12 protein-coding genes are annotated in these 12,878 nt (G+C 63.8%); 6 read left to right on the forward strand and 6 right to left on the reverse strand.

Annotation, left to right across the window (positions count from 1 at the left end):
- Window positions 1-115: 115 nt before the first annotated feature.
- From EOB49_RS08160 to EOB49_RS08170, 3 genes are all read left to right on the forward strand, one after another.
- Window positions 116-1,288 carry an efflux RND transporter periplasmic adaptor subunit gene (locus EOB49_RS08160; protein WP_127327653.1) on the forward strand — a complete coding sequence of 391 codons (1,173 nt, stop codon included), beginning with the start codon at window positions 116-118 and terminating at the stop codon, window positions 1,286-1,288.
- 82 nt (window positions 1,289-1,370) lie between these two features.
- Complete coding sequence (locus EOB49_RS08165; RefSeq protein WP_127380691.1) at window positions 1,371-4,550, forward strand: efflux RND transporter permease subunit; 3,180 nt, start codon at window positions 1,371-1,373, stop codon at window positions 4,548-4,550.
- Window positions 4,551-4,642: 92 nt separating this feature from the next.
- Window positions 4,643-4,801 carry a DUF3309 family protein gene (locus EOB49_RS08170; RefSeq protein ID WP_127327655.1) on the forward strand — a complete coding sequence of 53 codons (159 nt, stop codon included), beginning with the start codon at window positions 4,643-4,645 and terminating at the stop codon, window positions 4,799-4,801.
- Between the two features lie 63 nt (window positions 4,802-4,864).
- Here the strand turns inward: EOB49_RS08170 and EOB49_RS08175 are convergent, their stop codons facing one another.
- Both EOB49_RS08175 and EOB49_RS08180 read right to left on the reverse strand, forming a co-directional pair.
- Complete coding sequence (locus EOB49_RS08175) at window positions 4,865-5,824, reverse strand: SDR family oxidoreductase (RefSeq protein ID WP_127380692.1); 960 nt, start codon at window positions 5,822-5,824, stop codon at window positions 4,865-4,867.
- 75 nt (window positions 5,825-5,899) lie between these two features.
- Window positions 5,900-6,109, reverse strand: a complete 210-nt coding sequence (locus tag EOB49_RS08180; protein WP_127321943.1) for a DUF680 domain-containing protein — start codon at window positions 6,107-6,109, stop codon at window positions 5,900-5,902.
- Between the two features lie 114 nt (window positions 6,110-6,223).
- Between EOB49_RS08180 and EOB49_RS08185 the strand changes: the two genes are divergently transcribed.
- Complete coding sequence (locus EOB49_RS08185; RefSeq protein WP_127380693.1) at window positions 6,224-7,132, forward strand: LysR family transcriptional regulator; 909 nt, start codon at window positions 6,224-6,226, stop codon at window positions 7,130-7,132.
- Here EOB49_RS08185 and EOB49_RS08190 read toward each other — a convergent pair.
- The 3 genes from EOB49_RS08190 to EOB49_RS08200 all read right to left on the reverse strand — a co-directional run bounded on the left by EOB49_RS08190 (window position 7,096) and on the right by EOB49_RS08200 (window position 9,512).
- Complete coding sequence (locus EOB49_RS08190) at window positions 7,096-8,271, reverse strand: MFS transporter (protein WP_127380694.1); 1,176 nt, start codon at window positions 8,269-8,271, stop codon at window positions 7,096-7,098. The genes EOB49_RS08185 and EOB49_RS08190 overlap by 37 nt on opposite strands.
- 123 nt (window positions 8,272-8,394) lie before the next feature.
- The gene (locus EOB49_RS08195; protein WP_127380695.1) at window positions 8,395-8,703 is read right to left on the reverse strand and encodes a DUF1244 domain-containing protein; all 309 of its coding nucleotides are present in this window, start codon (window positions 8,701-8,703) and stop codon (window positions 8,395-8,397) included.
- 11 nt (window positions 8,704-8,714) lie between these two features.
- Window positions 8,715-9,512: an N-formylglutamate amidohydrolase gene (locus tag EOB49_RS08200; RefSeq protein WP_127380696.1), complete on the reverse strand. Its 798-nt coding sequence runs from the start codon at window positions 9,510-9,512 to the stop codon at window positions 8,715-8,717.
- A 245-nt stretch (window positions 9,513-9,757) separates the two neighbouring features.
- Between EOB49_RS08200 and EOB49_RS08205 the strand changes: the two genes are divergently transcribed.
- On the forward strand, window positions 9,758-10,246 hold the full coding sequence (locus tag EOB49_RS08205; protein WP_127327661.1) for a DUF1036 domain-containing protein: 489 nt from the start codon (window positions 9,758-9,760) through the stop codon (window positions 10,244-10,246).
- The gene (gene pyk, locus EOB49_RS08210; protein ID WP_013529204.1) at window positions 10,243-11,679 is read left to right on the forward strand and encodes a pyruvate kinase; all 1,437 of its coding nucleotides are present in this window, start codon (window positions 10,243-10,245) and stop codon (window positions 11,677-11,679) included. Before EOB49_RS08205 ends, pyk begins: the two co-directional genes overlap by 4 nt.
- 44 nt (window positions 11,680-11,723) lie before the next feature.
- Here pyk and EOB49_RS08215 read toward each other — a convergent pair whose 3' ends face one another.
- The gene (locus tag EOB49_RS08215) at window positions 11,724-12,788 is read right to left on the reverse strand and encodes an alpha/beta hydrolase (RefSeq protein ID WP_127380697.1); all 1,065 of its coding nucleotides are present in this window, start codon (window positions 12,786-12,788) and stop codon (window positions 11,724-11,726) included.
- Window positions 12,789-12,878: the final 90 nt, after the last annotated feature.

Consider the following 12,878-nt stretch of genomic DNA (forward strand, 5'->3'; position numbering starts at 1 on the left):
GTAGAAGCGCGCTTCGCCGATCACGGCAAATTGAACACGGCCCGGCGCGCACCCATATCGGCGACGCGCCCGCGTTATGAGGACGCTGGCCGAACCCGCAGTGGAAAAAACGACGATGAGAATCAGGTTTCACAAGCTTGCAGCCGTTGTTGTGCTCATTGGTTTCGCGGCGTGGATGGCGACAGGCGAGTTTTCGTCAGTCGGCAGCGTAGCCGCCAACAAAGCCAAGGCAGCCGAAGCCGAACAGGCCAAGGCGCCCGATGCGGCGAAGCCGAAGCCGGCGGAAGCCGAGCCGAAGGCACCGCTGCGCACGGTCGCTGTGGTGACGCCGCCACGCAAGACCTATGCACGCGCCATCCGCATTTCCGGGCTGACCGAAGCCGACAAGCGGGCGGTGCTGGCGACGCGCGTCGCCGGTGTCATCGACAAGCTGCCTGTCAAGCAAGGCGATCACGTCAAGACGGGGGATCTGGTGCTGATGCTTGCGGCGGAAGAAAAGATCTCGATGGTCGACAACGCCAAGCAATTGGTGGTGCAGCGCCAGGCCGAGCTGGACGCAGCCTTGCGGCTGATGAAATCAGGCAATCTGCCGAAGCTGCAGCTCGACACCGCACGCTCGAACCTGACCTCGGCGCAGTCGCAACTGGAAACGGCACAGGCCGAACTCGACCGCAACGAGGTGAAGGCGCCTTTCGACGGCGTTATCGACCGGGTGCCGGTGGAACTTGGCAGCTCCATCATGCAAGGCGGCGAGGTGGCGACCATCCTCAAGCTCGATCCGGTGATTGCCCGCGGCGAAGTCAGCGAGCGCGATCTCGGCTACCTCAAGCTCGGCGACAAGGCCACCATACGGCTGGTCAGCGGCCAGACCGTCCAAGGCACCGTGCGCTACATCAGCCGCGACGCCTCGTCGGCGACCCGCACCTTCCGCGTCGAGGTTGCCGTCCCCAATGCCGACGGCTCCGTGCCGGCCGGCATGACGGCGGAAATCGCGCTCAACGCACAGCCGACCGACGCGGTGCTGCTGCCGCGCTCGGTTGTGACGCTCGGCGACAAGGGCGACCTCGGCATCCGTGCCGTGAGCAAGGACAACAAGGTGGCGTTCTTCCCCATCGACCTCGTCGACGACACGCCGACAGGCCTCGTCCTCGGCGGCATACCGGCCGACGCCCGCATCATCGTCGCCGGCCAGGAACTGGTGAAGGAAGGCGATCTGGTCAATCCGGTCGAGGCCGACCAAGCGATCATCAAGAAGCTGCTCGGCGAAGCGACGGCCGGCACGCAGTAGCAAGAGATCGCGACGGACTAGCCCTGGGCGGGGACAATCGGCTGCGACGCAGCTCGTGAAAATTCAAGAACAGGCGTTAGCCATGGATATCGTCAGACTCGCAATCAACAATGCCCGCCTGACCATTTCGGTCCTCGTCTTCCTTCTGCTGGCGGGCTGGGTCGCATATCAGGCGACGCCAAAGGAAGCGGAGCCCGACGTTGCGATTCCGATGATGTATGTCAGCCTGATCTACCAGGGCATTTCGCCCGAGGATTCGGAGCGGCTTCTGCTGCGGCCGATGGAAAGCAAGCTGAAAAGCCTGAAGGGCCTCAAGGAGATGCGTTCGGCCGCTTTCCAGGGCGGCGGCTACGTGCTGGTCGAATTCCAGCCGCAGACCAATCTGGCCACCGCGCTGCAGGACACGCGCAGCAAGGTGCAGGACGCCAAGGCCGACCTGCCGCAGGCGGCGGAAGAACCCGTCGTCACCGAAGTCAACATTTCCGAATTTCCCGTGCTCGTCGTCACGCTCTCGGGAAATCTGCCCGAACGCGTGCTGACCGCCGCCGCGCGTGAACTGCGCGACCGCATCGAGGAGGTTCCCGGTGTTCTCGAGGGCTCGCTGCAGGGTGCGCGCGACGATCTCGTCGAGGTCGTCATCGATCCGATGAAGCTGTCTTCCTATGGGCTGCAACTCGATCAACTGATCGGTGCGGTCGGCAACTCCAACAGCCTGGTCGCCGCCGGCAATATCGAAGGCTCGGAGGGCAAATACGCCGTCAAGGTACCGTCGCTGATCGAAACGCCGGAGGATGTCGCCGCACTGCCGGTGGTCGCCGGCCCCAATGCCGTGGTGCAGGCCAAGGACATCGCGACGATCCGTTCGACCTTCAAGGATGCCGAGACGGTGACCCGTCTCAACGGCAAGCCGGCCATCGCCATCGAAGTCAAGAAGCGCATCGGCTCCAACCTGATCGACACCATCGCCAAGGTGCGAACGGTGTCCGACGAGTTCGTCAAGTCGATGCCCGAGGGCATGAACGTCACCTACACGCAGGACAAGTCGGTCTTCGTCAACCAGCTGCTCGGCGACCTGCAGAACCATGTGATGATCGCCGTCATCCTGGTGTTCATCGTCATCCTCTACGCGCTGTCCGGCCGCGCCTCGCTGCTCATCGGGCTTGCGATTCCGTCGTCCTTCCTGATCGGCATCCTGCTGCTGGCGATGATGGGCTACACGATCAACATGATCGTGCTGTTCAGCCTGATCCTGGCCGTCGGCATGCTGGTCGACGATGCCATTATCGTCACCGAGTTCGCCGAACGGCGGATGAGCGAGGGCATGCCGAAGGAGGAAGCCTTCGCGCTCGCCGCCAAGCGCATGGCCGGTCCGGTCATCGCCGCGACGATGACGCGCATCGCCGCCTTCTCGCCGCTGCTGTTCTGGCCGGGCATCATCGGCGACTTCATGAAGTACATGCCGATCACGCTGATCGTCACGCTATCGGCCTCGATGCTCTACGCGCTTGTCTTCGCGCCGACGCTGGGTGCGATCTTCGCCAAGGCTCCACCGCATCATGAGGATGACAATCGCGACGGCTGGTACATGGCGATCGTCAAGCAGGCGGTGCGCTTCCCCATCACCGTGCTGGTGCTGACCGTCGCGCTCTTGTTCGGCGTCGGCTTTGCCTATTCGAAATACGGCGCCGGCGTCGAGTTCTTCCCGAATGTCGAGCCGGATTATGGCCTGCTCTACGTGCATGCGCGCGGCAATCTTTCGCTGGCCGAAATGGATACCGCGACCAAGATCGCGGAAGACAGGCTGCTCGGCTGGCCGGGTGTGAAGTCGGTCTACACCCGCGTCGGCAAGACGCAAGGCGGCGGCCAGGATATCCCCGAAGACGTCGTCGGCGTCATCCAGTACGAATTTATCGACTGGCGCGAGCGCAAGTCGGCGAACCACATCCTGGACGATCTGCGCGGCGTCATGGCCGGCATTCCCGGCGTCGATGTCGAGGTGCGCGTGCCGGAAGCCGGTCCGCCGACCGGCAAGCCGATCCAGATCAGGCTTTCGGCCGTCGACCCCAAGGGGCTCGACGACAAGGCCCGTGAGGTCGCGGCGCGCATCGGCAAGGTGCCCGGCGTCATCGATATTTCCGACGGCCTGCCGCCGCCCGGTGTCGACTGGGCGCTCGAGGTCGATCGTGCCAAGGCGGCGCAGTACGGCATCAGCCCAACCTCGGTCGGGACGGTGGTGCAACTGGTGACCAACGGGCTGAAACTCTCGGAATACCGGCCTGCCGGAGCCGACGACGCGGTCGACATAAGGTTGCGGCTGCCCGAAGACCGGCGCACGCTGTCGACGCTCGACGAACTCAGGGTGCAGACCTCACAAGGCTCGGTGCCGATCTCGAACTTCGTCGTGCGCAAGCCGGAGCCGACGGTCGGCATCCTCAACCGCATCGACGGCGCGCGTACGGTGGTCGTCCAGGCCAACGTCGCCGCCGGCGCTCAGGTCGCGGCTGTGCAGGAGCAGGTCACCAAGGCCGTCTCCGACATGGATCTCGGCAGCGGCATCCGCTGGAAGCTGGCCGGTTCGAACGAGGACAGCGCCGAAGCCAGCGCCTTCCTCAGCAAGGCCTTCGGGGCGGCGTTCTTCCTGATTTTCCTGGTGCTTCTGGCGCAGTTCAACAAGTTCACCAGCGTCTGGCTGGTGCTGTCCTGCGTGGTCATGGCGACGATCGGCGTGTTCCTCGGGCTGCTGATAACCGGCGAGACGTTCGGCATCGTCATGTCGGGCATCGGCGTCATCGCTCTGGCCGGCGTGGTGGTGAACAACAACATCGTGCTGATCGACACCTATGACCGGCTGCGTGAAGAAGGCTGGGACAAGGTCGAGGCGGTGCTGCAGACTTGCCGCGAGCGCGCCCGCCCGGTCGTGCTGACAGCTGTGTCGGCCATTCTCGGCGTGCTGCCGATCGCCTTCGGCCTCGGGCTGGAAATCTTCCATCACGAGACGACGATCAACGCGCCGTCGACGCAATGGTGGATTTCGCTGTCCTCGGCGATCGTCTTCGGCCTGTCCTTCGCCACGGTGCTGACGCTGGTGGTGACGCCGTCGATGCTGATGGTGTTCACCCGCGCCAAGGTCAAGCCGGGCGCACGGCGCGGCTTGATCAGCCGTCTGTTCCGGCGCGGCAAGGTCGAGATTTCATCGACCGATGCGCCAGGGCGGGATGCCGGAGCCGGGCCGGATATCGCCTTTCCGAAAGCCGCCGAATAGATCATTGCCGATTTGACCGGCAAAGGCCGCCCGGAACAACCGGGCGGCCTTTTGCATTGTTCTTGGGCGAAAAGTCGAATTGCGGGGTTCTCATGCCGATCACCACCATCGTCATCATCGTCCTGGTCCTTATCCTCATCGGCGCGGTGCCGGCCTGGCCGCATTCGCGCTCCTGGGGCTATGGGCCCTCGGGTATTGTCGGCGTGATGCTGGTGGTGCTTATGGTGCTGCTGTTGATGGGACGGCTCTGAGGCGCCCTCTCAGTCCGCGGAGATTGTTAATGTGCGGAGGAGTATCGCCCGCCATCGCGGAGGTCAGGCAGCTTTCGCAACGCCGGTCACGGTGGCAATGCCGATATCCCCGAGAGCTTCAGTGACGGCCTGATTCAGCGGCGTGTGCGGGATCGCGCCGATGAAGCCTTCCAGCCTTGCCGACGCCAGTTGGTGCGGTTCGAAGCGCAGATAGGACATCGACACGATCTCACGCCACATCGCCACGAACGGGCTACCGGCGCGCAGCACCCACCACGCCATCGAGGTCATCTTGAGCGGGCGTCCAAGCGCTTTCTCCGCGGCCGCCTTGATCTCCAGGTCGGTGACGGGATGGCCCGGGAAGTTGAAGGCTTCATAGGCGCCGAGCTTGTCCAGGTTCTGCGCCAGTCCGACGAAAGCCATGGCCAGATCCGGCAGGTAGGCCCATTCATGCACGAGGTCGACCGGGCCGGGCGCCGTATAGATACCCTTGTTGATCTTCGCGGCGACGATCAGGTCGAACCATGATCCGCTGCCGGTGCCGCCGAAGAAATCGCCGGCCCGCAGAAGGATGGTGCGGACGCGGCCCGCGTCGGCCTCGCGACGAAACAATTCCTCCATGGCGCAGCGGATGCGGCCCTTTTGCGTGCTCGGATGGAAGGGTGTGTCTTCCGATATCACCGCCGGCATCGGTGAGCCGTAATTGTAAACGGTGCCGGGGAAGAGGTGCAGTGCGCCATTCGCATGGCAGGCAGCCATAACATTCTGCGCCATCGGCAGGCACTTGCCCCAGTCGGTGTAGATCGGGTTGAGGCCGTTGAAGATGATATCGACACCTTGCGTGGCGCGGATGAGGGCCTCGCGGTCGAGCGCGTCACCGGCAACGGCTGTGGCGCCTTTGAGTTCGGCCGGCACCTTGCCGTTGCGGGTGACTGCGCGAACCTCGTAGCCCGCGTCGATGAAGGCCTTGGCGACCACGCGGCCGAGCCGGCCACTGGCACCGAGAATTGCGATACTGGTCATTGGAAGCACTCCTGGGTTGGGATTTGCGTGGTGGTCTGGACGCGCGATCGGGATCAGCGACAAGCGCGATCGAGATCAGCGGCTGCCGAAGAGGTCGCGGTTGCTGCCCTGCGTGACCGGTTGCCGGACGGCCGCATCCGGGTTGTGGATCGAAGCGGTGGTCGTGTTGTCGGTGCTGGTGACAGCCGGCTGGCTGGCGTCGTTCGACCCAAACTTGTCGCTGCCGGCAAAAGCGGCGCTGACGGAAATGAGGATGGCGGCGGCGGTAAGAGCGATCTTGGTCATCTGAGTTCTCCTGGTTGGTGTTTGCAGTCCGTGTTGGTGTCTGCAGCCGGAATATGGTCGCTCCGAATGCGAATGGAAATTGACTACAGATGGCGTTCTGGTATTCATAAATGAATGACTGAAATCGACTGGAACCTGATCAAGAGCTTTGTCGCCGTGGCGGAATCCGGCAGCCTGTCGGCCGCCGCGCGAAAGCTTTCGGCCAGCCAGCCGACGCTTGGCCGTCACATCGGCGAGTTGGAACGGGCACTCGGCGTCACACTGTTCCGTCGAGGACGGCACGGCTACGAACTGACGGAGGCCGGCAGCACGCTGTTCGAACGCGGCAAGGCGGTCAGTGAGCAGGCAAGCGCCTTCTCACTCCTGGCGCTGGGTTCGGTCGAGGCCATCGAAGGCACGGTGCGCATCGCCGCCAGCGAGGTGGTGGCGGCCTATGTCCTGCCTGAGATGACGATGCGGCTGGGGATCGAGGAGCCCGGCATCGAGGTCGAGATCGTCGCCTCCAACCAGGTCGAAAACCTGCTGCGTCGAGATGCCGACATCGCCATCCGCATGGTCAAGCCGGCGCAGAACGAGCTGATGGCACGCAGGGTCTGCGATATCGAGCTCTGCGCCTGCGCGGCCAAATCCTATCTCGACAGGCGCGGCCGTCCGCTAAAGCCTGCCGATCTTGTCGACCACGATCTGGTCGGCTTCGACCGCGGCGACGAGATCATCAGGGGCTTTACCCAGCATGGCGTCCCCGTCACCCGGAGCAGCTTCCGCTTCAGGGCCGACAACCAGATCGTTTTGTGGGAAGCGGTGCGGGCGGGAAACGGCATCGGCCTCGGTCAGGAGCCGCTGGCCGACAGGGATCCTTTGATAGAGAAGGTTCTGCCAGATCTGCCGCTGCCAGTTCTGCCGGTGTGGCTGGCGATGCATCGCGACGTGCGTACCAGCGTGCGCATCCGCCGGGTGGTGGATTTTCTCCACGAGGAGCTGAAACGCTATTCGGCGGGTGCTGGCGCGAATTCGGCGCGGTGAGCGAGCCCGGCCATCAGCAACACGATGATCAGCAGTCCCGACATGGTGATGAAGATCGGGCCAAAGCTGGAGTGCTCGGCAACGAAGCCGATCGCCGACGGCGCCACCAGTATGCCGCAGTATCCGATCGTGGTGACCACGCTCATGCCGGTGCCAGAAGACATGCCTTCCTGGTTGCCGCCGGCCGAAAAGATGATCGGCACCATATTGGCGATGCCGAAGCCGCAAAAGGCAAAGGCTGCAATGGCGAGCCAGGGCGAGGGCGCCAGGCCAGCGACCAGCATGCCGACCGCGGCTACGAGGGCCGACACGCGAAGCGTCGTCACCGCGCCGAAGCGATTGCGTATACCGTCGCCGAAGAACCGCGTAACCGCCATGACGCCCGAAAATCCGGCGTAGGCGAGGCCGGCAACGGCAAGATCGGCGCCGAGCTCCTGGCGCAGATACAGGGCTGCCCAGTCGAGCACCGCGCCTTCGGAGATCATCGCCAGCAGCGCCATCAGTCCGATCAGATAAACCAGCGGGTTTGCCGGCAGTGCGAATTTGTGGTGCTCGGCTGCCTGCGGGCTGTCTTCGGTGAGGAGATGGCGAACGGCCACCGCGATCACCGCGAAGGCAAACACCGTTACCGCCGCCGCGTGAGCGAGGTGGCCGTAGTGCTGGATGGCAAAGCCGCCGAGGCCGCCGCCGGCGAAGCCGCCGAGACTCCAGAAGCCGTGCGAGGACGACATGACGGCGCGGGAGAGCCGCCGTTCGACCACCACGGCATTGGCATTCATGGCAACGTCCATGCCACCGATCGAGCCGCCGAAGATGATCATGGCCGCGGCCGCCAGCGGTACGTTGGGCGCCAGCGCCACGACCATCAGACCGAGGCTGCCGCACAGGGCGAACCAGCGCAGTACGGTGCGCGAGCCATGTCTGGAGATCAAATGGCCGCACCAGGTCATCGCGACGACGGCACCGACGCCGAATAAGAGAATCAGCAGGCCGAGCGTGAACTTCGAAATCTCCAGCCGGGTCAGGAACACCGGGATCTGCGGCGCCCAGCTGCCCGTCAGGAAGCCGTTGGCGAGAAAAATGGCCGCGAGCGCCCATCGTCCGCGAATGGCAGTCAGCTTGGCAATTGACGCGTTCATTAGGCGAATCCCGCTGAAAATGGCTTCGCGCGGCAAATTAGATCGATTCAATTTTCAGTCAAGGCTCTTTCGGGAAGCATTCTGGGCCAAACATAGCCTTAAGGGATCGCTGGGGCGACGCCGTCAATGGTCCTGGGGGCGCCTTGCCTCGAATTCGGCCTTCTTGGCGTCGAAGGCCTCGGTCTGGTTCAGCGCCTGCCATTCCCCATAAGGCATGCCGTAGACGATCTCGCGCGACTGATCCTTGGTGAGATCGACGCCCTCGGCATTGGCTGCCTCGCGATACCAGTTCGACAGGCAGTTGCGGCAGAAGCCGGCGAGATTCATCAGGTCGATGTTCTGCACATCGTTGCGCTCGCGCAGATGCTCGACCAGCCGGCGGAAGGCGGCCGCTTCGAAATCGCGTTGCTGCTCGTCGCTGAGTTCGGTCATCGAAACCTCCGTCATAGCGGCCCGGTGCGTGAGCCGAACATCTTCACCACATGTATATCGGGACGGCGGTCGATCGCGTCAACGATCGGCGCCAACCGTTCGGCCCAGGCGAGCGCGCCCTTCTGGTCCGATATCAAATCCTGTCGGATCTCGATCAGCGCATGGGCGAAGCCGTTGACGATGGCATGCTTGTACATGGTGTCGCCGCGCAGCGCGCCGTCATAGGGTTCGTTGTCGCCGACGACGAGGTTCTTGTCCTGCGCCAGCATGTCTATCAACGGCCGCGCCACGCGGTCGTCGAGGTCCCACAGGATGCCGACGTGCCAAGGACGCTGGATTCCTTGCATGGCCGGGGTGAAGGAATGCACCGAAAAGATGAAGGGCGTCTGGGCGGAAGCCTGTGCGACCGATGCGATCATGGCGCCGACGGCGTCGTGATAGGGCCGGTAGAACCCGTCGAGCCGCCTCTCGCGCTCATCGGCAGTAATGGGGTAATTCCCAGGTACGACAGTGCCGTCATAAAGCTGGCGAATGAGCGTCGGGTCGTCTTCGCCGCGATTGGGATCGATCAGCAGTCGCGAAAAATTGGCGAGCACCGCCGGCACGCCGAGCAGGGCAGCCAGTTCGCGCGTCACCGCCTCGACGCCGATGTCATAGGCGATGTGGCGGTCGAACTCGGCCGAGGGCAGGCCGAGGCTGCCGTAGTCGTCGGGCAGGTCGCGACGGGCATGATCGCCCAACAGCACGATGCCTCGCTTGCGGTCGCCCTCGATGATGTCGAAAGGCGCGAAAACTGTGGATCGGGTCATTGGCGGGAAATGGTCTGTTCGCGGGCTTCCGGGGAGGGTGCTATCGTCATTCCACGAAGACGACGCTTGCGCAATGCCGTTGTTTGGCCAAGGTTTCCCGGGAAATCTGGCACACGTCGGCGAATTGTGCGCCGGAGCCTTTCTAAATCGATTGGAATTGGACAAAACGGTGCGTTGACATGCGCCCGGACTTTTCCGAAAAGGGGCGCAGAGAGATGCTGATGTGGTTTTTGAGGGGTTTTCGGATGAGTTCCGCCGGCGGGCAGCGCATGCGCTCTGCCTTTGCCATGCCGCTCCTCACTTTTGCCATGGGCCTGTCGGCGATGGTCGTGGCTTCGCCGGCGCGTGCCGATTTCCGCGTCTGCAACGCCACGCAGAACCTGGTCGGTGTCGGCATCGGCTATCGCGCCAAGGCCGGCTGGATCACCGAAGGCTGGTGGCACATCGAGGGATCGAGCTGCAAGACGCTGATCGAAGGGCCGCTGTCATCAAGGTTTTACTATCTTTATGCAGAAGACGCCGAACGCGGTGGACGCTGGGACGGCCCGATCAACATGTGCGTGGCTGAGAAAGAGTTCAAGATCGCAGGCGTGACCGACTGCGTCGCCCGGGGCTTCCAGCGCGCCGGATTCCAGGAATATGACACGGGCGAACAGGCAAGCTGGATGGTCCAGCTGACCGATGAGTCCACAACGGGAGGCGCTCCAGCCGCCCCGGGAACAAACAGTCAATGAGACGTAGCCGCAAGGTCAAGATCCTAGCCACCATCGGTCCGGCCTCCTCGTCGGAGGAGATGCTGAAGAAACTGTTCGAAGCGGGCGCCGATGTGTTCCGCATCAATATGAGCCATACCGACCATGAACTGATGCGCACGCTGGTCGGACGCATCCGCGCTGTCGAGGAAGCGGTTGGCCGGCCGATCGGCATCCTCGCCGACCTACAAGGACCGAAGCTGCGCGTCGGCAAGTTCGCCAACGGGAAGGAAGTGCTGACGCAAGGCCAGACCTTCACCCTCGATGACAATCCCGAACCTGGCACCTCGACCAGGGTCTATCTGCCGCATCCGGAAATCCTGAGCTCGGTCGAAGCCGGCCATCGCCTGCTGATCGACGATGGCAAGCTCGAGCTGAAGGCGGTGAAGAGCGACGGCAAGTCGATCGTCTGCACCGTCGTCGCCGGCACCACGATTTCCGACAAGAAAGGCGTCAGCCTGCCCGACACCGACCTCCCGGTCGGTGCGCTGACCGAAAAGGACCGCAAGGATCTCGATGCCGTGCTGGCCACAGGCGTCGACTGGGTTGCGCTGTCCTTCGTGCAGCGGCCGGAGGATCTGGCCGAAGCGCGCAAGATCGCACGCGGCCGGGCGCTGATCATGGCCAAGATCGAAAAGCCGCAGGCCGTCGCCCGGCTGGCCGAGATCATCGAATTGTCCGACGCGCTAATGGTCGCCCGCGGCGATCTCGGCGTCGAGATGCCGCTCGAGGCGGTGCCCGGCATCCAGAAGCAGATCACGCGCGCCGCACGCCGCGCCGGCAAGCCGGTGGTGGTTGCAACGCAGATGCTGGAATCGATGATCACGGCACCGGTGCCGACCCGCGCCGAAGTGTCCGATGTTTCGATCGCCGTCTTCGAAGGCGCCGATGCCATTATGCTGTCGGCGGAATCGGCGGCGGGTGCCTATCCCGTCGAGGCCGTGGCAATGATGAACCGTATCGCCACCAAGGTCGAAACCGATCCGACCTATGCCGGCATCATCAACGCCCAGCGCTCCGAGCCGGAGGCGACCGGCGCCGACGCCATTTCGCTGGCCGCGCGCGAGATCGCCGAAACGCTGAAGCTGTCGGCGATCATCACCTACACCGCATCGGGCACCACAGGCCTGCGCGCCGCCCGCGAGCGGCCGCAAGTGCCTGTTATCGCGCTGTCGCCGATCCTCAACACGGCGCGGCGGCTGTCGCTTTTGTGGGGCACGCATTGCGTCGTCTCACCCGACGCCGTCGATCTCGACGACATGGTCAATCGCGCCTGCCGCATCGCCTTCGACGAAGGCTTCGGCAAGCCTGGCGACCGCGTCATCATCACCGCGGGCGTGCCGCTGCGGACACCGGGTTCGACCAACATGCTGCGCATCGCCTATATCGGTTCGGACACACAAGTCAGCCGCTAGATTCCTGAAGCGTGTCGCCTCTGAACGGATTCAGGCGGCCCGCTTTAGGTCGGCGCGAGTTCGGCCTGCGGTACCTTGATATCGGCGCATCTGCCGGCGCCGTAGGCGTCGCCGGCGATGCGCGCCTCCACGGTCCTGGCCATCGCCTGCAGGTCTATATTCTTGCCAGCGACCTTCTCGATGGCGCCGACGGTCAGGTCGGTCGCGATCCAGTCTGGCTTGTGACCGAGATTGTGCACCCAGACGAGTTCGGCACCGGCAATGTCGCGCGCCAGGCCGACCGAATGGATATGTGCATAGACCACCTTGTCGCGGTCGCCTGAAATCACCACGCTCGGCGCCTTGATCTCGGCGTAACGCGGTGCGGTGGCGAGCGCGTAGCGATAGAGCCCGGCGACATCGGTGGCGTTGGCACGAAAGGCTGTTGGTCGCAGCACCAGCGGGATAGAGGCCGAGCTGAGGTAATTGTCCGGCACCTTGTTGGGCGAAAAGACGCAGGTGGTGGCGTCAGCCATCTGCAGGGCTCCCGCCGGATAGGTCAGCGTTTCGGAAAACAGCCAACCGAGCACCGGCATGGTGGTCAGATTGTAGTACCAGGCGGTTGCGCCGCCCGGCCATGGGTGGGTCGCCGGTGCGAGAAAGACGAGCCCGAGTGTCTTGTCTGGATGTTCGCGGCCAAAGGCCGATGTCACCACGCCGCCGAAGGAATGGCCGACGATGACAGCCTTCCTGATGCCGAGATGGTCCATCAGTGCGGCAATGGTGTTGGCCTGCGCCGACGGGTTCTCGTTGTTGGTGCCGCGACCCGACCAGCCGTGGCCTGGCCGGTCGAAGAACAGCATTTCGGCGCGGCCTTCGAGCAAGGGGCGCAGCGGCAGCATCTGGTCCCTGAGATTGGCGCTGGCGCCATGGATGAAGACGATCGGCGGCAACTCGGCATTGGCGGGCGCCGGAACATGGACATAGTGGATGCGGGCGCCGTCGATGTCGGCGAACTCGCCGATCGGCGGATTGCGACGCTCGATCAGCCATGAGCCGACGCGGGTGACGCCGACAAAGCCGAAGACAAGCGCCATCAGGAAGGCAAGGGCGGCGTAGATCAGGTTCATGAGGGAGATACGAGGTGGGGGGGATAAGTTGTAGGGTAGACAGTAGGCAGTAGGCAGTAGGCAGTAGGCAGTAGGCAGTAGGCAGTAGGC

This window comes from Mesorhizobium sp. M7A.F.Ca.MR.148.00.0.0, assembly GCF_003997735.1.
In the GTDB taxonomy this organism is placed as follows: Bacteria; Pseudomonadota; Alphaproteobacteria; order Rhizobiales; family Rhizobiaceae; genus Mesorhizobium.